This window comes from Hirschia maritima DSM 19733, assembly GCF_000378345.1.
GTDB classification, from domain to species: Bacteria; Pseudomonadota; Alphaproteobacteria; order Caulobacterales; family Hyphomonadaceae; genus Hirschia; species Hirschia maritima.
Genome location: NZ_KB899552.1, coordinates 1 through 23047, shown reverse-complemented (window position 1 = coordinate 23047; position 23047 = coordinate 1). Strand labels below are relative to the sequence as shown.

Below are 23047 nucleotides of genomic sequence, written 5' to 3'. Positions count from 1 at the left end.
TAAATCAAACTGACCATTCGGATCATAAACAACATTGCCATCACTATCTAAGGCTACACTAGCACCATTTGTACTTACAGAATCTACGCCTGTGATACTCAACGTATCACCAACATCATCATCTATATCATTTGACAAGAATTGCGACGCAGTTAGCGTTTCTACGCCATCTTCATATATCGTCGCCGTGATTGTGTCATCAAACGCTTGAGGAGCGGTGTTAATCCCAGCACCGACCGTCAGCTCAAAAACATCCGATACTGTATCCGTACCATCGTCAGCAGTCACTTTAATTGAAAGAGCACCTTCGGATCCAGCAGGAGGTGTTCCAGTAAAGACACCATTGTCAAAGGACAACCAATGCGGAAGATCTGAATCATCCTCTAATGTAGCGGTGATTTCCAATATATCGTCAATATCGACGTCGGAAAACACGTTAGTCGGTAGAGTGTAACTGAAAGCTTCTGCCTCTGTTGCATTCTGATCCAGGGTTGGATTTGATACGACAGGTACATCATTTACAGAAGTCACTTGAAGTTCACGAGTATGAACTTCCGTTTGACCACCATTTCCATCACTCACCTGATACGATAAAGTGATTGGTCCATTGTAATTTGCTTCCGGCGTTAGCGTAAAATCACCTGCACCGTCCGGGAGGATTGTCCCATTGCTTGAGCTCAAGTTGACGACACTTAAGGTATCCGGATCAACATCACTAAACCCGCTTAATAAAATAGAAGACTCTATTGTAATAGGCGCATCTTCAACTCCATCATCTAACACGCCATCTGGAGCCCCTGTAGGCGCATCATTGATTGCTGAAATTTGTACAGTTTGATGGTGGATGCTGGTCTGACCGCCACTTCCGTCATTTACTCGATAAGATAGAGTAATTGTACCGTTGTAGTTTGCATCAGGAGTAAGCGTATAATTACCATTTCCATCAGAGGCTACAGTTCCATGGTCCGCATCTAAACCTTCTACAAATAATTGCTCACTGTCGACATCATCAAACCCTCTCAATAAGTCAGCAGTCAAAATAGCAATGTCTGCACCTTCATTGCCTCCGCCCAATGATGCTGTAGGGCTTCCTGTAGGCGCATCATTGATTGCTGTAACTTGTACAGTTTGATGTTGAATGCTGGTCCGCCCCCCGCTACCGTCACTCACGCGATAAGATAGAGTAATTGTACCGTTGTAGTTTGCATCAGGAGTAAGCGTATAATTACCATTTCCATCAGGGACTACAGTTCCATGGTCTGCATCTAAACCTTCTACAAATAATTGCTCACTGTCGACATCATCAAACCCTCTCAATAAGTCAGCAGTCAAAATAGTAGACGGTGCATCTTCATTGGCGTCAGCAATTACTCCCATAGGGCTACCTGTCGGAGCATCATTCACTGCGTCAATTTGAACACTTCGTGTTTGGCCTGTAAGTTGACCACCATTCCCGTCAACAACATCATAAGTTAATACAATTGTTCCATTGTAATTATTGTTCGGAGTTAACGTGTAATCGCCCTGACCATTAGACTGTATCGTTCCGTTTGAGGCATTCTGAACGTTCAAATTCGCAATTTCTAAAGAGTCACCATTTGCATCAGAAAAACCTTGAAGAAGATCTGACTTCCGAATGGTAATTTCTGTGTCTTCATTTCCACCATTTACATTTCCCGTTGGAGAACCAGTGGGAGGTGAATTACTAAATTGCACATCCAAAGTGAACGTTTTTTCTGTATCTTTTCCATCGTTGGTTGCAACTATTGTAACTTGGTGAACTCCTTCTTCTGTAGGAGTTCCGCTGATGATACCGTTTGATGCGATTTGTAGCCCTGCTGGCGCAGTTCCTGACTTGAACGAAAAGGTTGTATTGCCATCGCTGGCACCATCTGGATCATAGCCCAAGTCAGACAAAGCCTGCCCTAACAAATTCGAAATGGGTTGATTTTGATCGACAGTAATAGAGCCAATATAACCATCCCAAACCCAAGCTTCAGCACCTGCATTTTCAACAACAATCTGCTCGAGGTTTATAATTGCACCTCCAACGGAAAGCATTTCTATTGACCAGTTGTGCACACCTAAAAGGTTTTCAACTTTAATATGATCAGCGACTAAATGGGCTTGCAGCGCTGGTTTATCCAGATCTCTGATACCGATGTAAAGATCGCCTTCATAGTATTCAACTATCACATCTTCTGCAGCTACATTCGGACCAAACTGGATGATGTCTACGCCACCTCGATCAGTTATGGTATCTTGACCGTCTCCACGTTCAAAAACAAATTGATCGTCACCTTTGGATGCACTGATGGTATCATTACCGGTTCCACCAATGAATATATCCCCCTTCTCATCTCCTTTAAACCCACCTCGGTGTCCCGTGAGCGTATCATTTCCACCATAACCAACCAGCAGATCCATATGGTTGCGATATTCCCCGTTAACGAATTGATTTCCCTGCAATACGTCATCGTGATCCCAACCAGATGATATTAGTCCATATACGCCGTTACTTTCTCCATTGTTTCCAAAATCCGCCCTCTCAATATCAAATATATCGATCCCACCGACACCCCCAACATCAATCAGATCTATTTGAGCACGTTTTTCATTGCTTGTTCCATCCGCTCCAGACCAATTGTTTAAAATTGACACGCTTTGAGTATTCGATTCCCCACGAATAGTTATTCTGAAAATTCCAGGTTGAAGCAAAGACGTAAACACCAAGTCATTCCAAGCAATACCTTCACCAAACATTAAGGTATCTTGGTGACCGCCTTCTCCTTCAAGAACATCTTTTATTGTATCTCTACCATCTCCGCGATGGTAAATGTATGTATCACTACCTAATCCCCCTTCTAGGTAGTCATTCCCTTTACCTCCTTGAAAGGTTTCATCAGCATCTGTACCATACAAATAATCAGCATGATCAGTTGCTAATATGTGTTCTATATCGGTGTATTTTGGATCTGTTAATCGTAGTTCTTTTGCTGCATCCAATTCGGATAGGTCAATAGTATCAAAACCATCTCCACCATAATATTTGTCATTTCCTGCAGAATAGACAAACCAATCATCGCCATCCAATCCATAAAATTCATTGTAGGAAGATGTTCCAAAGAAGGTATCGTCAAAACGTGACCCCTCAGCAAACTCAATGCTTGACATTGAGTCACCTTCAGCGTCCCCGCCGAAATATTCCTCACTCTGAAGATCAATCCAAACAGCCCCAGAACTATCACTATAAGAGGCGGTATCATTACCATCGCCACCTGATATTTGGTCTGCGCCAACTCCCCCTTGTAGGACGTCATTTCCTGCGCCTCCTGATAGAGTATCATTTCCGTCACGGCCCCAAATTCTATTTGCTTCAGCGTTACCAGTCAGAGCATCTTCAAAATTTGATCCTTCAACGTTTTCAATACCAGAATAGTTTACAACCTTATTGCCATCGACTTTTACGCCATACCAAACCGAGCCACCCGCTAACTCAAATCTTATACCCGCTATATAGTCTTCATCATCCTCAGAGATTACAGCGCCAGAACCATTTACATTGCTCCAAGGCTGAGTAATGCGAGCAAACGATAATGTATCACTTCCGCTCCCTGCATTCACTTCATCAACACCGGCAGAGGACGAAGAACTAATGATTGTTTGATCCACAAAAATAGTGTCGTCGCCAGCTCCAGCAGATACTGTATCTACACCCGAGCTTAAGACAATTAAATCATTGCCATCGCCGCCATTTACCGTGTCGGCACCAGCGCCCCCATGAAGGTAATCATCACCCAATCCACCGTTAAGTGTATCATCTCCAGTGCCACCTAAAAGGACGTCATCTCCTTCATCACCATGAAGTGTATCAGCTCCTCCCTTACCATCTAACCAATCATGACCTGATCTTCCGCGTAAGGTATTGCTTCCATCACCGGCAATGAAAACATCATCGCCCCCTTCAATTTCCAAGGTAGTATCGACGCCATCTTCAGGCAAAATCTGTTCTGGAGAAAACCCTCCAGCAACATTTTCTCCGTTATGATATTCATAAAGGGCAGACCAATCTTCTGTGTGACGATCATCTATATCAAAGTTACCGCTACCATTACTAATGATAACGTCACCTCGAATAGATGTTCCATTCCCTGTCGCACCTTCAAAGTAAGGAACTGAAGGACTGTTAAGTAACTCAGCGTTTGGATGACGTGCTCTTGCAAGTTCCAGCAAACGCGCTCGTGCCGTTCCCCTATTATCAGTAGTTTCGCTGGTAGGTGTTGCAACTGCACCAACTCGCATCCATGTTTGATTAGCGAAAGCGTCGCTAACCACGAACGAATTTTCACCACCATAATCGACAGAAAGATCTCCTTCTTGAACACTGATGCTCAGATCTTCCAAGTGGAAGTTTGCGCCCGTAACAATTTCAATACTATCAGCAAGCCCCCACATACCGCCAAAGAAATCTGAACGCGCTGCTTTATCTAGACCTAGTTCTGAAGCACGTTGAAGGGTAACAATCCACCCAGCTGCAAACTGAGAGACTTCAAGTTGTGGAACTAAGTCTAGAACGCGGTCTTTATTCAATAAACCATTTTCAGTTTCATTCAACCAAGCTATGTCATCCACATCAAGCGACAGCGATTGATCTTGAACAAGGTTTCCTTCATGATCTTTTGGAGCAGCCATATAACGAGTTATGACATCTGAATTAGCAACATAGAAACTTTTATCGGACTGAGATAAACTATCATAGGGAGCGGAGATGGCACGATCAATTACTTCTTTGTTTCGAAAGTAAATTCCATAGTCTCTTGCTATCTGCAGATCAGCACTCATTGCAGTAATAGAGGAAGCAGAACTGTTTTGGATAACTCTCTTTATAAAAAGATCACCACCTTTAATTTCTGTATTCTCAATTGCCTCAATTGAAGCGGCGTTTATTGCGTCGTTGGCGCTTGCAACCTCCCTACCATTAAGAAACACTCTACCCAGATGATCATGTCTGAAAGTGTAAGATAAATCAGATGTATTGGAATTTGGAGCAATCTCACTATTTTCAGTCACTAAGCCAATTATGTAATTGACTGAATCACGAGTCGATTCCGCTAAATTACGAACGAATTTTTCATTACCACCAGCAACAGAGGTAACATCACCTAAAACGAAATAACCACTTTCTAAACTTAAATGCGTCTCAGCTTCTGCGCTTGGTTTTTTAGGTGGACGAGCCCCAAGCAACCTCAAAACAGCACCGGCTTCAAACAACCCAAATGTCATACCAAAATGATGACCAATGTATCGTTGATGGTCATTCGCCCATGTATAAGCATCCCCAGCGTATGCGCCACCTGCTTGACCAACAAATTGGCCGGCAGCTCCCAAAAGTGGCCCCCCATAAAAACTACCAACAAATCCTAATACAGTTCCAAAAACACTTGCTGCATAGGATCCAATTTCTGTATTGGCTGTATAAACCTCATCAGCAACAGCAGACGCAGCATAATTTAAAACCGCGCTCGCCAAGGCCGAACTCACATTTGCAGTTCCCCCAACCTCACCTCCTGTTGAAGTGTAAGTACTGCCATCAAACAGGTTCCCAAAGTCAAGTCCTGCGTTCCAAGCCGATATTCCATCATCAAGAACGTTGGTGACAATGTTAGAAATTGTTGTGCTGGTTACTGTAGACGCGACTTCGCCCCAGACGCCTTCAATTCCAATCCCTTCCATTAACTCAGCAGTTAGAGCAGAACTAAATTGTCCAATTGCGGAACTTTCAAGCGCCTGAGATAGAGCTGAGGGCAAGCTATCAACGGTCTCATACAACGCATTTCCAATAGTGGCTTCACTATCTATCGCACCAGCTAGAGTTGCCCCAAAAAACGTACCTATCGATGATAGAACAGGAGTCCCCACTAAACGTCCCAAATCGGTATCGAATAAAAAATTCCCGATTGACGAGCCTATAGATCCACCAAGTCCTTGAAAGAAGTCTAACCTAGCTTCAGACCCTGGATAATCGTAACGGTCAAACCATTTACCTTCACCATCAAGGAGGGAAGCAGGTTCAGATATAAGATCCCCACTGTCTGTCCTTCCAATTATTTGCGCCATGTCCAAACGGCCATCTTTATCAGCATCTACAAGTACAGCCTCAACATCCCGACCATCGCCAGCTTTGACAGCTATTTTTACACTACGGAGAATCCCTCCTAAGTCAGGATCGGTAGAAAAATCAATTACTTGCAAACTATTGGCATCAAAACCACTTATACCAACATCGGCTAATGCATTGGAAATGCTTGCCACATTTACGTTTGTCTCATACCCATATGCGTTACTGCCTAGAAAATAGTCTGCGTTGTCAGAGCGATGTGTACCGCTTATTGTCAAATTGCCATCGCCATCCACTTCATGAGATGCATTTGCATAAAACCCACTGGCTACACTTCTGTATGAGTCATATGATTTTACAAAATTCCCAAAAGCATCTCCAGTACCTCTGAAAATATCCTCCTCACTAATTGTTATATCTTGAATTGGCAGTTCACCATCACCCAAATTAGCATTTGGATGGAAGGGGGCCTGTGAAATTATATAATCGCCATCATTGCGTTCATATAATACACCCTCTCTAACTCCAAGAATATCCAGAACGACATCCTTCTTATCTAGGTCGTTCCTAGAAATAATTACATAATTATTTCGGTCACCTCGTCTCAAACCAGCATCAGACAAACTTAGTAAATAAGAACTTGGAAAATAAGCCCGTTGAATAAAGCTAAATGATTCTGTGGAACCATCCACCCTCGTTCTCGCATACGTAACCGCTCGATACCCAAGTTCAGATAAACCACCATTTGTTTCAGATTCAAGCTTTCCTATATCGTAAAGAGACATCGCAAACGATGCTGGTGCAGAAGCGGCAGCAACCAATGCCGCCCCCCCTATACGTAGAGCAGTTTTCCCCAACCCTTTCTTCGCGATATCTAAATACTCTTCCCCCAAGAAACTAGAAAGCTGCGAATCTAAACTTCTGAAGGCCCGCCTGAATGCGCGAACTTCTTCTCGAGAACGATCATCCTCCAATCGTCTGACACTGATTGAAGTGCTTTTTATTCTTGCGGTTAATCCTGAAAGTCCGGTTAAGGCATCATCATGGCCATTGTCTTTCAACCAGCCGATCATTTCTTCACGGACATTCGCATCTCTCAATAGCGATTTAAACGCCTGAGAATCGAAATTTGCCGTTCCGATATCTATACCTTTTGTTTTTGCAAAAGCTATATAGCCATCAAGAAATTCAGCGCCGTAAAAAACTCTCTTGCCATTAACAATTTCAGTTCCCAAAGTATCAGCAAGAACCATGAACTCCTTATCAAGAGAAAGTAACGCACGATACCTTTTAGCCTCTTTACTTTCTAATTGTCCATTGTTGCCGAACGCTCTATCAAACGCGTTTTCAATATCAACTTTAGCACCATTTACCTTTAAGGTATTAGCAGGATTCTCCAAGAAGGTAGGACTTGATAAAAATCTTATCTTATTCGTTAGATCCGATAAATCTGTCGCAAACGCTTGCAATTTCGCTTTAGAAAGCGTTGTCGTATCTGACGGGTTTAATCCATGCTTACCTAGCAATACATCAATTTGTTCACTCACGAACCTCGTATAATCAGGATGACTACCATTATGGAGATCAATGTTTAATGCAACCCCATTAGACCGCACATTCGAAGGATCAAAAATTTCTAAAAAATCATCTCTAAAATTGCTATTATGAATCTGACGGAATATTGATCTTTGATCTGATATTAGCTCAACTGGAACAATATGATTAACCTGATAATTTCCATTTAAAGCGTTTACGTTATTGACTTTTCCGCCGCCCCATTTACCAGCGTTGTCACCTTCCGTCATTAATGCATTGCGACTAAACCGTGTCATAATGTTACCCCAACCTCAATTTTTCTTTATTTTTTTACTGGCTCATTGCTAAAAAACATCATCTCTTCTCCACCATAGGGCGCCAATGCTTCCCGAAGTGCCAGTGACATAAGTTGCATCCTACTCACGACGTCATAAAATAAATGCTCATCACCATATATCTTATCTTCAAACACAATTTCTTGATTTGAGATTGTCGCTTTAGCTTGAAACACATCAAATTCTTGAAAGTAAGTCCATACAATTGGATTTTTCAACAAATCAATCGCACGTATTTTTTTAACACATTCAAAAGCATAATACTGTCCTCTAGGAGGTTCAACGTCCGCTTCCAAGAACTGAATCGGTTTGTATTCAATTGCGTTCCCAGCATAATTCAAAATAATTTCCAGAACACTCTCATTACAAAAGGTTATAGTACTTGTTCCCTGCATGATTGAGGCGTTTGACACAAATTGTCTTTTTTTCCCCTTTAATACTCTTTCATTCACATCGACTGGCGTGAGCTGCAAAGTTGGAGCTGAATGATACTTGAAACCATCCCCCTTGATTGTCGAAAGTTTTCGATCAACCGCCTGATAATCATGCAAGTAAAATGAAATTTCACTCTTTTTGTTTCCGAATTCATTATACAAAGAGTAAACTGAAGGTGGCTTGTATTTTTGCTTAGGAATATATTTGTGCCATTTCTGATCATGCCCTCGGATCTCAATAGTCATCCAATCAGTCTCTTTAAAAGATTTGTCTTTTAAAAAAACCAAAATTTCTTCTGGCATCTCATCACGTCGATAAACGTCCAGCCCCCTCAAATTGTGCGGCAATTCCTCTTTAGAAACACTCATTCTACCTCTCCCTCCCCGCTTCTTTCATGGATCTCCCGATTGGGGAGAGCAGGAATGACAGGACAGATCGCCTGCCGGTTTTAATCTCGATTGCGGCTGTCATGCCGGGACTTAAAATGCCCGCAGAGACAAGCTGCGCATTTAAGTCTTTTGTATGCAATTCAACACTATCCGCACTACCCGCGAGGGTAGCATCGCTGTTTGGTGGTTTTCGTGTATTGAGGGAATTAACTGAGGGTCTGTCTTCAAACCGCATGCGCGAATTCACAATCCGAATGCGCGCCGGATAGACCAGCCCTCTTGTTTGATCGATTATCGAATCAGCAGACACGTGTTCAATCTCCCCCTCGAGAAATCCGTATCGCATAAAAGAATAAGCTTCAAGTTTTATGGTTACTTTTTGGCTTTGTTTTACAAATCCTATATCTTTATTTAAAATGAAGGCTTCCAATATTAGCTCATCACCTTCGGGCACAAGCGTCATTAAAGGCTCTCCGGGCTGAGCAACCTCTCCAATTGTGGTTAATGTGATCTCATTTATTACTCCAGATACGGGAGCTGTGAGTGTTTGAAGGGCTGTGCGTCGCTCGGCCTTGGATACAATTTCTGAACGAGTTGCGATGATGGATTCAGCCTCAGAAAGCTCTGATCCCGCACTAATGCGAAAAGCTTCTTTTTCCGCCTTAATATCGCGCTGTATCATGGCGTATTCGGCGCGCGTTTTATCTATTTCAGCAGCTTTTACCTTGGCTTGATAACGAAGTGTTGTCAGGCGCTCTTCTAATTCATCGGCTTGAATGCGCGGAGCATAGCCTTGATCGGCTAATTCTGCGCGCGATTCATACTGGCGTTGCACGAAGGGGATGGTTTCATTCACGCTATCTAGCTCTGTTTTGGCTTGCTTGGCAGCATAGTCAGCGGCCGATAAACGCTCTTCAAAACTAGCCAGTTTTGCCTCATGGCCGCGGATACGGGCCGCAACTAAAGCCTCTTCCGCGGCGACAAAGCTTGGCTCTAAACGCTCATCCTGCTCAATTGACCATGATTTGCCATCAGCATAATCGAGCAAGGCCGTTGCCCGCGCTTTTTGAAGATAGGCAGTCGCTAATTCTGACTTTGAAGCTTCAGCATCAGCTTCAGCATATGTTGGATCCAACTCAATAAGTGGCTGACCAGCGACGACACGGTCCCCTTCCCTGGCGAGCAAAGCCCGCACAACGCCTGCTTCAGAAGTTTCAACTGATTGCAATCGCCCACGTGGGACCACCCGTCCTTCTGAGACAGCAACAATATCAACCTTTGCAAATAAAGCCCACGCAAAGGCACATGCAGAGGCTAAAACAATTGTCCAAAGTATGATCCGACCAAGAGGTCGTGGCGGCGTTTCCATTATCTCAAGTGCAGCAGGCAAAAACATGGTTTCAACCCGCTTACGTTTTATCGATTTACGGCGTTTAGTTTCATTACCCCACGCATGAAATAGCGCTGAGAGATGCTTACTCATTTGCGCTCTCCCATTTGCTCGCGCCACAGGCTGGCATAACGCCCATTCTGCGCTAGGAGCTCTTCATGGCTGCCAGTTTCTGTTACAACACCGCTTTCGAGTGTGACAATGCGATCCGCATTGCGAAGTGCGCTTAATCTATGGGCCACAATAAGAACGGTGCGGCCTTTACAAATATCCTGCATATTGCGCTGAATGACAGCTTCACTTTCTGCATCCAAAGCAGATGTGGCCTCATCAAATATCAACATGCGCGGATCAGACGCTAAAGCGCGGGCAATCGCCACACGCTGGCGCTGCCCCCCAGATAAGTTGCTTCCACGTTCTTCAAGCACTGTGTCATAGCCTTCGGCCTGTTCCAGGATAAAATCATGCGCCCCAGCAAGCTTTGCTGCATTAACGACAGCTTCCATTGGCATGCCAGGGTCAGCAATCGCGATATTATCCCTGATAGAGCGATTAAACAGAATGTTTTCCTGAAGTACGACACCGATTTGTCGCCGAAGCCATGATGGATCAATCAAAGCCAAATCCACACCGTCGATCAGAACACGGCCAGACTCCGGCACGTATAATCTCTGCACAAGTTTTGCGAGTGTTGATTTTCCAGACCCAGAAGGGCCAACAAAACCGATTATCTCCCCTGGTTTTACATGCACATTAACACGCCTGAGTGCTTCCCTTGCACCTGGACGATACCGGAATGTGACATCATCAAATCTTACATCCCCTTCCAAACTTGGCATGGATGAACGAGATCCCGAGGCTGAGGCCTCTTCTGGCATATTTAAAATATCACCTAAGCGGTCCACACCAACACGTGCTTCCTGAAATTGCTGCCATAATTGAGAAAGGCGCAAAACAGGCTCTGCGACACGCCCAGAAAGCATGTTAAAGGCAACCAACTCTCCAACTGTCAACTTGCCATCAATCACCAAACTTGCCCCCACAAAGAGAACAACAGCACCGGAGATGCGATTTACTGCCTGAATAGATTGACCACCCCAGATATTAAGGACATTCGCATTGAAAGAAGATTTGACATAAGAGGCTAATAACCCCTCCCAGCGTCTTTGCATTTGAGGCTCGACAGCAGAGGCTTTGAGGGTTTGAACAGCTGTCACACTCTCAACAAGAAAGGACTGGTATTCCGCTGCGCGCTGGAAACGCTCATCAATACGCGCCCTTAAAGGCGGCGTCAGGATGAGTGAGATGAGGATATAAAGAACAATCGCCACTAATACGACGATCAGAAGTAATGGGGAGTAAAACCACATCACGCCTAGAAAAACAAAGGTGAATAAAAAGTCGATCACCAAGGTCGCTGCAGAGGAGGTCAGAAACTCCCTTATCGTTTCTAATTCCCTTACTCTAGCAACTGTGTCCCCCACGCGCCTTTGTTCAAAATAGGCAAGTGGCAAATTTAGCAAATGGTTATAGAGACGCGAGCCCAACTCGACATCGACACGGCTTGTTGTGTGAGAAAATATAAAAGATCGCAAACCACCAAGCGTTGTCTCAAATATAATAATCCCAACTAATCCGATGATCATGACATTCAAAGTCGTCAGACTTTGATGCACCAGAACCTTATCAATAATGACTTGAAAAAAGAGAGGCGCTGCCAAGGCAAATAATTGCAGCACAAAAGATGCAATTAACACATCTCCAATCAAGCCTCGATATTTGACAAGTGCAGGAATAAACCAGGTTACATCAAACTTGCGAGATGCCCCTCCTCCAATACGACTTGTCATAAGCATAAGACGTCCCGTCCAATGCGTATCAAACTCTTCTAAGCTCATACTCTCTGGAGGTTGTTCTGCGCGTTGAAGCAAGACCTGTCCCTCTTCCACGCGCCCCAGTATGCAAATTTCGCCAGTTTCTAGTTCTGCCAAAGCAGGCATAGGCGTATCTTCAAGACGATTAAGCTTGATAGTTAAAAGCTTAGCTTTTGCACCAGCTTTACGCCCCAGGCGCGTTACTTCTTCTAGCGTTGCAACATCATCTGAACCTAATTGATGCTTTAATTGTTCAGGGTCGATTGCCTTTTCTTGCAACCCCAACAGCATGGATAAACACCATAACCCGCTATCAGTGTGCTCTGCTTTTGCAAGCATGCTGCACCTCCCCCTGTACAAACGCATCCATCACTATTGCTTAATGAAATAACTTCCTGCATTAAGCATATTCTGGACGGGACCATAAAGAATTTCGTTATGGTTAAAAGGGGGAAACTGTGAATATTTCCAAGAAAATGCAATCTGTTATGGTTAGGCATGCCATCAGTATTATATTACTAACATGTTCATTTTCTTCTTCCGTTTTAGCTCAAACACTTAGTGAAACAATTGATGCCGCGATAAGTACGCACCCCTCAATTAAAGCTTCAAAAGCCAATGTTAGAGCCAGTAGAGAGGCTATCCCTCAAGCTAAAGCCCCCTACCGTCCACAGGTTAGCGCAAATGCATCCATTTCCTCTTCAGATAGAAAAACGCGCTTTGAAAACGCACCTGAAAATCAAACGAAAACATCCCCAACATCAACATCTATTGAGATAAACCAACTTATCTATTCCGGTGGGATGAAACCTGTTGTCAAAAAACAAGCTCAATTACAGGTGCGACAAGCACATACACAATTAGATGCCACCCAGTTATCTCTCAAAAACAATGTCGCAAATGCATATATTCGCCATATCTACAATATCGAGGCTCTCAACACTCAAAACGAAATTGCCACCATTACCCAAGAACAAATCGCTTCTGCAGAGGCGAGGTTTAGATCAGGTATTGGGTCACAAACAGATGTGTTTCAACTCCAAAGCCGCTATTTCGCGATAAGAGCGCAGCTCTATGAAGCTCAAAATGCGGTCGAGTTGAGCAAACAGGAACTCCATTCCCTATCTTCCAAAGTCATTATGCAACCTCAATGGCCAGACATATCAGTTTTACCTATCATTTCCATGCAGCACGCCAAACAATTGGCTCAGAAAGTGTCGCCTCAATTAGAAAGCGCTAAGACGAGCGAGAAAATAGCTTATCTAAACTATCTTGCAGCTAAACGACGCAATAAGCCTCAAGTTTCTTTAAACTTAAGCGCAACATCTTCTTCAGAATCTAGTCCACTTCTAGAAAAAGATGAAGATTTACGCGCGGTTCTGGGATTGTCAGTGCCACTATATACAGGTGGACGCGCATCTTCTGAAAAACGACAAGCTGCCGCAGAACGCTTAAGTGCGCGATATGATAAACGCTCTATACAGCGCGAAGTAGACCTAAGCGTCACAAATGCTTGGCTAAATCGTCAATCCACGCTTGAACAACTCAAGATACAAGAAGAGCGTACCAGTATTGCAGAGCAAGCCTTAAAAGGCGTTGAATCCACTAAAGCTGCTGGCCTTTTGAGCATCACAGATGTTTTAAATGCGACTGAAGAGCTTCAAAATGCAAAATTGGCTCTGCTGGCAGCAAAACGCAATTACACCCTCGCCTCTATTGAACTTGCCCTTCTTACGGGCAACCCAAACTTTTAAGATAAACGCGCGCGGATAGTTTCAACAATACGTTTTGAATTAACCTGAATGCTGTCAGGCGACCACTGAGACTGCTTTAGAACATGGGTCAGGGATGGAGATTTCATCTTATCTTTAGCATGCGCAGATTTAAACGCTTTGAAAGCTGGAAAATTATCGTCTCGCGTATCTTCCTCATTTAACTCACGGGTTACAAAATTTCCCCATTCATGCGCAACGCGCCAATGAATTTCAGGTGAGTTCTCAAAGCCTTTCCAGTTATGGCCTTCTTCTAATACAGGAGGCACAACACAACCAATTTCTCGTCGCTCAACAGGGCCACCTGTCCGCATAGAAACGTCTGCATCACACCATAGTAAAACCTGAAGTACCAATTCTGGATCGAACACGCTTCCCTGAAGGTTCGAATTTAGATTTACTATCTGTTTTTCCGATAGGCTCAAGCTGGAATTGAACGGACTTCTATTTGCCTTTAATTCTGACAAGGCGCGCGCAAATAGCGAGACACGTTCTGCCTGCCCTATCTGCGCCAAAGTAAACTTGGCGCATGCCTTTTCCAGCTCTACAAAGCGGCTTTCCAATGTCTTTAAACGTCGTTTGTTTTTTTCTTTTTTTGCGAAGAGGACAGCTTGTGCCAAAACAAGCGCTATTGGCTCCCACTCATTCCAATTAAAAACATTGAGCCTAAACAAGATTGGTCCAAATGGTTTATTGCGCATTGGATCTTGCTGAAGGTCTTTTAACCAATGCCACGCTTCTGCCTGGTCTTGATAGTTTTCAAGCCAATCTAATAAACGCGTATCATCAAGGTTTTGAGACAGAAACTCTCCTAAATCAGTTAACCCTTCTGCACTTGGTCCCTTTCTACGGGACAGAAAATCAACTGCATGCAGGAATGATTGGTAATTTTGCCTATCTTCAAAACCTGCCTCAACACCCTGCCATACAGCAAGCGCATCATTGGCTATATCCTGACGTGCTGCAATTGAATTGATCTGGCTACGCAAAACATCAGTCTCACTTAGCGCTAAACCTCTATTATTTGTGGTGATAAAGATTTGACGTGCTAATCGCTCATCACATACCCGCACTAATGTCGCCATTGTATTATTCAACAAGAAAGCAGACATATCCAATAAATCATTTACGGGCCAATCTTTAAGCGCTGTATTAAATACATTTGCTGCGCCTAATAAGCGCCCCCGCAATTGATTGGCAGACAGGTTACGGCGACTACGAATTGCTTCACTTCGCAATTGAACAAGATTAGCAAGCGTTTGATCATCTCCACCAAGATTTAATCGAGCTTGTCCATCCAGCTTATGAATAAATTCATCAATGGCATTGCCTATCTCAGTCTCATACTGAGAGATTAGGTCACGCAAGACAGCGAGAAGAATTGTCAGTGTTGTGAAACGTTGAAGCCCATCAAATATCTCATAACATCCCTCTTCTTTGCGAGGACGTAAGATAAAACTCCCTAGAAAGTAACTTTCTATTCTTCGTGTCTTCGCTTCTCCTATTACCGGGACAAATTCAGCTAAAGCTAATTCACCATTTTCTGTTAACGAAACAGGCTCCACATCATCTTTTTCAACCAGATTAGATCGCCATGCGCGTTCAATATCATTGAGCAATGTCTGACAATCTGATTGTCGCCATTGATAGGTACGCTGGACGCTAGCAGGAAGAAAATCACCCAATTTTAACAACTGTCCAATCGTTAAAATATCCGATGACAAACCTTTTGATAGGCTCATCTTACCCCCCATATTCTTCTTAATTTGGCTCACAAATCTCAATTAAAACATATCGCTGTTACAAACAAGAGATTCATGAATGTGTTCTAAAGCCTCAGACATTTCACTTATTCAGATATTAAGACGACGATTAACGGCCTCAACATTGCTTTCCCCTACTAGGGTGTTAGCAATAGCATATTTTAAAACACCACACGTTTTATGAATCTGCCATTGAATAAATGGGGACAATTGGGATGGTGAGCCAAGTCTAGCACTATAATAAATCGCGCTATGACGGTTTAGAAAATTTACTTTACTCAAGTTGGGCCTGGGAGTTTAAACGACGCAACCCGGAATTCATAACAGCTTACAATACAGACCAAACTGTCTGCCCCGAGTACCTAGCTTGAATCTGATAGTATAGTTGCTTTAGCTTATCCAAGCCATGTAAAATTGCAGAAACATTTGGATTACATTTTCTCCCTGATCCCGATTTGAGCCTGCATTGCAATGCCTCTTCCATCCATCTTAGAAAATATAGCAGATAATCATTTTTACTGACCATGAGGTTTGAGCTTCTTCTTGACCAAACCAATTTAAGGGGCCTGCCCTTCACGCCCTTCAAGTAAAATAGTCCTCAACCGTATCCTCAGCTTCACTTGTGGTCCGCACCATGTCGATTTTCACCTTCCGTTTGCACACCCTATTTTCGCCAAGTGCAAGCTTTCATGAGCACCCCTTCCCAATGGGGAGGGGGAGAAAAACAAGATGAGTATTTCCGTCCACGCACAAATATTTATATCGATATATTCGCGGAGAAGAGCCTGAGAGAGTTTGAAGAGCTATTTGATGAAGGCTGCAGATGGAGGCATACTAGGGCCCTCACTTTTCTACGTCGACCATGAGGCTATAGGCACGGTGCCTATCTTTAATTGTCACAAGATCATTACTACACGCGTTAAATACACCTTCCGATGCAATTAGGTTCCCTTTCAAAGGATCCGCATTTTCATAGAATTTTAGCGTACAAACCCAACACCACACTTCCCGCACAACTTACCCACAGTTTTCTAAAAGTCTCAAAACCTCTGTCTTTTTCTTTTTTTGGTTGTAAACCAGAGCCATAAACACAAAAACCGCCCTTACGGACGGTTTGGTGTACATTTTTGATATTGTTAAGAAAGATTGGGTGCGGGGGTTGGATTTGAACCAACGACCTTCAGGTTATGAGCCTGACGAGCTACCGGGCTGCTCCACCCCGCAATAAATTTCGTCGCAGTAGCGTGTCAGGTTATGAGCCTGACGAGGTTGGATCGTTGATTAAAACATCTGGGAGACGTTTTATAGATCCGACGGGCTGCTCCACCCCGCATCAATATTTTAATTCATAGCGCCTCGCCGCTACAAATTCGTCAGAATGTAGAATCTGACATTTAGACATTAAAAAACGGCTTCACCTATCTAGCATTAAGGCTAGTAAGGACAAAGCCGTTTGCCCTGATATTTTCAGGACGATGAAGGAGGTTTCTTTCGAACGTAATATGCATTGTTCGACTTTATAGAACTGGCAATGACCTACTCTCCCACACCTTGAGATGCAGTACCATCGGCGCAGAGGACCTTAACGACCGAGTTCGAGATGGGATCGGGTGGGGAATCCTCGCAATAATCACCAGTTCAATAAAATCGAACAATGAAAGCTCAATCTGATTGTTATCAGAAGGAGCAAAACTAAGTATCAGACCATTATCACATGTAATGTTTTTGATGATTGGTGTTGATTAGACACCGGAATTGTTTTGCGGAGTGCGTTAGTCTCCGAGCGCTGATGGTTAGTCAGCATTTAGCAACATATTCGTCGCCACGCATGGGTATGTATCGGATCAAGCCGATCGAGCAATTAGTACTAGTTAGCTTCACGTGTCGCCACGCTTCCACACCTAGCCTATCGACGTCCTAGTCTAGAACGGCTCTAAGGGAAGTCTAGTTTCGAGGGAGGTTTCCCGCTTAGATGCTTTCAGCGGTTATCCCGTCCACACATAGCTACCCTACACTGCGGCTGGCGCCACAATAGGTCCACCAGAGGTGTGTCCATCCCGGTCCTCTCGTACTAGGGACAGATCCTCTCAAACTTCCTACACCCACGGCAGATAGGGACCAAACTGTCTCACGACGTTCTGAACCCAGCTCACGTACCACTTTAATCGGCGAACAGCCGAACCCTTGGGACCTGCTCCAGCCCCAGGATGTGATGAGCCGACATCGAGGTGCCAAACGATGCCGTCGATATGGACTCTTGGGCATCATCAGCCTGTTATCCCCGGAGTACCTTTTATCCGTTGAGCGATGGCCCTTCCACACAGGACCACCGGATCACTATGACCGACTTTCGTCTCTGCTCGACTTGTCAGTCTCGCAGTCAGGCAGGCTTATGCCATTGCACTCGTCGAACGATTTCCGACCGTTCTGAGCCTACCATCGCGCGCCTCCGTTACGATTTAGGAGGCGACCGCCCCAGTCAAACTCCCCACCATGCAAGGTCCCGGATCCCGATAAGGGACCGCGGTTAGACATCATCGAGGACAAGGGTGGTATTTCAAGGATGGCTCCACCATAACTGGCGCTATGGTTTCAAAGCCTCCCACCTATCCTACACATGCCATCGATAATGCCATTGCAAAGCTAGAGTAAAGGTTCACGGGGTCTTTCCGTCTGACCGCGGGTACCCCGCATCTTCACGGGGAATTCAATTTCGCTGAGTCGATGTTGGAGACAGTGGGGAAGTCGTTACTCCATTCGTGCAGGTCGGAACTTACCCGACAAGGAATTTCGCTACCTTAGGACCGTTATAGTTACGGCCGCCGTTCACCTGGGCTTCAATTCGAGGCTTGCACCCCTCCTTTTAACCTTCAGGCACCGGGCAGGAGTCAGACCCTATACGTCGTCTTGCGACTTCGCAGAGCCCTGTGTTTTTGATAAACAGTCGCCACCCCCTAGTTTGTGCCCCTCACAGAAGTTACTCCGTGAGGCACGCTTATCCCGAAGTTACGCGTGTAATTTGCCGAGTTCCTTCAACATCGTTCTCTCAAGCGCCTTGGCATACTCTGCCTGTCTACCTGTGTCGGTTTAGGGTACGGTCTAATGGTGGAGCTATTTCCTGGAACTGCTTGGCGGCATGCCCAATCCAATAAGGACACACAACTTCCACAATCCGTCACTACCACCTGGTTCAGGAATATTAACCTGATTCCCATCGTCTACGCATTTCTGCCTCGACTTAGGGGCCGACTAACCCTGCGCTGATTAACATTGCGCAGGAAACCTTAGACTTTCGGCGAGCGGGTCTCTCACCCGCTTTGTCGCTACTCATGTCAGCATTCTCACTTCTGATATCTCCAGCCAACCTCACAGTTGACCTTCACAGACTTACAGAACGCTCCGCTACCACACTTACGTGTCCACAATTTCGGCGAATGGCTTTAGCCCCGTTACATTTTCGCCGCAGAAACGCTTGACCAGTGAGCTGTTACGCTTTCTTTAAAGGATGGCTGCTTCTAAGCCAACCTCCTGGTTGTTTCAGCATTTCCACATGCTTTTCCACTTAGCCATTACTTGGGGGCCTTAATTGGTGGTCAGGGTTGTTTCCCTCTTCACTACGGACGTTAGCACCCGCAGTGTGTCTGCCGTATATTACTCATAGGTATTCGGAGTTTGGTTAGGATCAGTAAGACGGTGAGTCCCCATAGCCCATCCAGTGCTCTACCCCCTATGGTATTCGTACGACGCTCTACCTAAATAGATTTCGCGGAGAACCAGCTATCACCAGGTTTGATTGGCCTTTCACCCCTAGTCACACGTCATCCCAGAATTTTTCAACATTCAAGGGTTCGGTCCTCCAGTGCATGTTACTGCACCTTCAACCTGCACATGACTAGATCACCTGGCTTCGGGTCTAATCCCACAAACTCGACGCCCTATTCAGACTCGATTTCTCTGTGCCTACACCTAACGGTTTAAGCTTGCTTGTGAGACTAAGTCGCTGACCCATTATACAAAAGGTACGTGGTCACTCCGAAGAGCTCCCACTGCTTGTAGGCATTCCGTTTCAGGATCTGTTTCACTCCCCTCGTCGGGGTGCTTTTCACCTTTCCCTCACGGTACTTGTTCACTATCGGTCAATATGGAGTACTTAGGCTTGGAGGGTGGTCCCCCCATGTTCAGACAGAATTTCACGTGTTCCGCCCTACTCTAACGACTTATCATTTTACACTTACGGGACTATCACCCACTATGGTTTGGCTTTCCATCCAATTCAGTTTATTTCAAAGTTCGGCCTGGTCCGCGTTCGCTCGCCACTACTAACGGAGTCTCGGTTGATGTCCTTTCCTACGGGTACTGAGATGTTTCAGTTCCCCGCGTTTGCTCTTTAACCCTATGTATTCAGGTTAAAGTATCTCGTTTATGAATTAGTAGATCCAAACACCACCCTAAGGTCATGCTTAAAACCACTAAATCTGAGATGGGTTTCCCCATTCAGAAATCTATGGATCAAAGGTTGCTCGCACCTCCCCACAGCTTATCGCAGCGTGCCACGTCTTTCATCGCCTCATATTGCCAAGGCATTCCCGGAATGCCCTTTTGACGCTTGATCACTCAACAATACCCATGCGCAGAGAAGAACATGTCGGCGTTCTTAACTACTATCATGGACGTTGTCAGACGATACTTAGTTTTACGTGTTCATCCTCGAGGAAAACGCCGGTGTAATGGCGCGGATGAACAACCTCCTTACAATGTCAATCCATCTATATCCAAAAGATATAGACGAAACTTGTTACACAGCGAACCTGATTTGATAGGTAATGGTGGAGCCGGACGGGATCGAACCGACGACCTGAAGCTTGCAAAGCTACCGCTCTCCCAACTGAGCTACGGCCCCTTAGTCGATATCACTACCGAAAATCATTTGAACCACAATCAGGATAAGCAATGGTGGGTCTGGGAAGACTTGAACTTCCGACCTCACCCTTATCAGGGGTGCGCTCTAACCACCTGAGCTACAGACCCATTGCTTGTATGCAAGGGTATGCTCAGTGTTGCGCATTGCCCTGCCCTATCGGGGCTCGCTGTTCTCTTAAGACAATAGCCATATTGCTATCGAAATAAGAGATGGAAGAGAAACGAAGACGGCGACATGCTGCCAAGTATATGTGTTGTCACTCACTTACTGGATAAAGAGTAAATGGTGCAACTTAATGCTAGAGAAGTTGACGAAAGTTATAAATAACAATTCCTCAACATCCTTAGAAAGGAGGTGATCCAGCCGCAGGTTCCCCTACGGCTACCTTGTTACGACTTCACCCCAGTCGCTGATCCTACCGTGGTCGCCTGCCAAATTAGCGCAGCGCCTTCGGGTAGAACCAACTCCCATGGTGTGACGGGCGGTGTGTACAAGGCCCGGGAACGTATTCACCGTGGCATGCTGATCCACGATTACTAGCGATTCCAACTTCATGTCTTCGAGTTGCAGAAGACAATCCGAACTGAGACAGCTTTTGGGGATTATCCCATTGTCACTGCCATTGTAGCACGTGTGTAGCCCCACCTGTAAGGGCCATGAGGACTTGACGTCATCCCCGCCTTCCTCCCGATTGACTCGGGCAGTCTCTCTAGAGTGCCCAACTAAATGCTGGCAACTAAAGATAAGGGTTGCGCTCGTTGCGGGACTTAACCCAACATCTCACGACACGAGCTGACGACAGCCATGCAGCACCTGTCACTGTGTCCGAAGAAAACTCCATCTCTGGAGCTGTCACAGGATGTCAAAGGTGGGTAAGGTTCTGCGCGTTGCTTCGAATTAAACCACATGCTCCACCGCTTGTGCGGGCCCCCGTCAATTTCTTTGAGTTTTAATCTTGCGACCGTACTCCCCAGGCGGAGAGCTTAATGCGTTAGCTGCGTCACCAACAAGCATGCTTGCTGACAACTAGCTCTCATCGTTTACGGTGTGGACTACCAGGGTATCTAATCCTGTTTGCTCCCCACACTTTCGCACCTCAGCGTCAGAAATAGTCCAGTCAGTCGCCTTCGCCACTGGTGTTCCACCGAATATCTACGAATTTCACCTCTACACTCGGTATTCCACTGACCTCTCCTATCCTCTAGACTGGGAGTTTTAAAGGCAGTTCCGGGGTTGAGCCCCGGGATTTCACCTCTAACTTTCCAATCCGCCTACGTGCGCTTTACGCCCAGTAATTCCGAACAACGCTAGCTCCCTTCGTATTACCGCGGCTGCTGGCACGAAGTTAGCCGGAGCTTCTTCTCCGGGTACCGTCATTATCTTCCCCGGTGAAAGAATTTTACAACCCTAAGGCCTTCATCATTCACGCGGCATGGCTGGATCAGGGTTTCCCCCATTGTCCAAGATTCCCCACTGCTGCCTCCCGTAGGAGTCTGGACCGTGTCTCAGTTCCAGTGTGGCTGATCATCCTCTCAAATCAGCTATAGATCGTAGTCTTGGTAGGCCATTACCCCACCAACAAACTAATCTAACGCGGACCGATCCTTTACCGATAAATCTTTCCCCCTAAGGGCGTATACGGTATTACACCTCGTTTCCAAGGGCTATTCCGTAGTAAAGGGCACGTTTCCACGCGTTACTCACCCGTCTGCCACTCCCTCCGAAGAGGTCGTTCGACTTGCATGTGTTAAGCCTGCCGCCAGCGTTCGTTCTGAGCCAGAATCAAACTCTCAAGTTGAGTTGACCTGACGAACTGAACAGATAAATCTAATCTGTTCATTTGCTATTTAAAGCGTTTGCACTTTTTTTGACGGAGGACCCGTTCATATGTCACATAAGATAAGTAAACTTACCTTATAAGTACTATTGAACTGGTCTTCCTGAAAAACGCAAACCGTCTGTGTCGTTAATGATTTGATAACCGAAGTTATACAAACCAGAAGCAAGCACGACGCCGCCTGCGTTTCTCTTCCAATCTTACAATGTCAAACATCTACAAAACATCATTCAAACATCCCGATTAACGAAACAGGAATGACGTGGGCTCGAACCCTTAATTGTAACCTCCGGCTGGATATCCATCTCAGCGTTTCGGCGAAGGTGCAGGATATAAAGTCTAGCACCGTGTCCGTCAAGAACTTTTTTCAAAAAATTTCCGGACCGTCCGAAGACAAAATCTAAAGCACCTCAGTGCCGGAAACCTAATGAAAACAACAACCTATCGAGCGATCCATTCAGATGCCCGCAGAACTGTTTGTTCTCAGCGGAGAGAGGCGGTGTATAACCATCCACCTCATCCTCGTCAACCACTATTTTCAACTAATTTTTAGCGGGTTTGAAACCCTATAAAAACCAACCAAAAACAGAACCAACAAACCGCTCAAACAAGCAATCCGTTAACCCTCAATCAGCGAAGAGACGCGGCTTATATGCACCTATCTCTTAACCGTCAAT

At 45.1% G+C, this 23047-nt stretch carries 6 protein-coding genes, 3 tRNA genes, 3 rRNA genes and 1 pseudogene; 2 read left to right on the top strand and 11 right to left on the bottom strand.

What is annotated here, in order from left to right; genetic code table 11:
• The 4 genes from F551_RS16915 to F551_RS0115920 all read right to left on the bottom strand — a co-directional run.
• A partial coding sequence (locus tag F551_RS16915) for a cadherin-like domain-containing protein (protein WP_033405308.1) occupies positions 1-7950 on the bottom strand: 7950 nt, incomplete at its 3' end.
• Between the two features lie 26 nt (positions 7951-7976).
• Complete coding sequence (locus tag F551_RS0115930; RefSeq protein WP_018998516.1) at positions 7977-8792, bottom strand: hypothetical protein; 816 nt, start codon at positions 8790-8792, stop codon at positions 7977-7979.
• A 1-nt stretch (position 8793) separates the two neighbouring features.
• The gene (locus tag F551_RS0115925; protein WP_018998515.1) at positions 8794-10296 is read right to left on the bottom strand and encodes an HlyD family type I secretion periplasmic adaptor subunit; all 1503 of its coding nucleotides are present in this window, start codon (positions 10294-10296) and stop codon (positions 8794-8796) included.
• Complete coding sequence (locus F551_RS0115920) at positions 10293-12416, bottom strand: type I secretion system permease/ATPase (protein ID WP_018998514.1); 2124 nt, start codon at positions 12414-12416, stop codon at positions 10293-10295. Before F551_RS0115920 ends, F551_RS0115925 begins: the two co-directional genes overlap by 4 nt.
• A gap of 119 nt (positions 12417-12535) precedes the next feature.
• On the opposite strand from F551_RS0115920, the gene F551_RS0115915 reads away from it, so the two are divergent.
• Entirely contained in the window at positions 12536-13831 is a 1296-nt protein-coding gene (locus tag F551_RS0115915; RefSeq protein ID WP_155826122.1) for a TolC family protein, read from the top strand.
• Here the strand turns inward: F551_RS0115915 and F551_RS0115910 are convergent.
• Entirely contained in the window at positions 13828-15591 is a 1764-nt protein-coding gene (locus F551_RS0115910; RefSeq protein WP_018998512.1) for a DUF262 domain-containing protein, read from the bottom strand. The genes F551_RS0115915 and F551_RS0115910 overlap by 4 nt on opposite strands.
• A 275-nt stretch (positions 15592-15866) precedes the next feature.
• On the opposite strand from F551_RS0115910, the pseudogene F551_RS17655 reads away from it, so the two are divergent.
• A pseudogene (locus F551_RS17655) lies at positions 15867-15983 on the top strand (hypothetical protein); the annotation flags it as partial.
• Between the two features lie 776 nt (positions 15984-16759).
• Here the strand turns inward: F551_RS17655 and F551_RS0115905 are convergent.
• The 6 genes from F551_RS0115905 to F551_RS0115880 form a co-directional block, all read right to left on the bottom strand.
• Positions 16760-16836 (bottom strand) — tRNA-Met (locus tag F551_RS0115905).
• A gap of 299 nt (positions 16837-17135) precedes the next feature.
• A 5S ribosomal RNA gene (gene rrf, locus F551_RS0115900) occupies positions 17136-17250 on the bottom strand.
• Between the two features lie 202 nt (positions 17251-17452).
• Positions 17453-20224 (bottom strand): 23S ribosomal RNA (locus F551_RS0115895).
• A 212-nt stretch (positions 20225-20436) separates the two neighbouring features.
• A tRNA-Ala gene (locus F551_RS0115890) sits at positions 20437-20512 on the bottom strand.
• A 51-nt stretch (positions 20513-20563) separates the two neighbouring features.
• Positions 20564-20640 (bottom strand) — tRNA-Ile (locus tag F551_RS0115885).
• A gap of 240 nt (positions 20641-20880) precedes the next feature.
• Positions 20881-22331: ribosomal RNA gene (locus F551_RS0115880) — 16S ribosomal RNA — on the bottom strand.
• Together the 16S, 23S and 5S rRNA genes with 3 tRNA genes alongside form the textbook arrangement of a ribosomal RNA operon.
• Positions 22332-23047 lie beyond the last annotated feature (716 nt).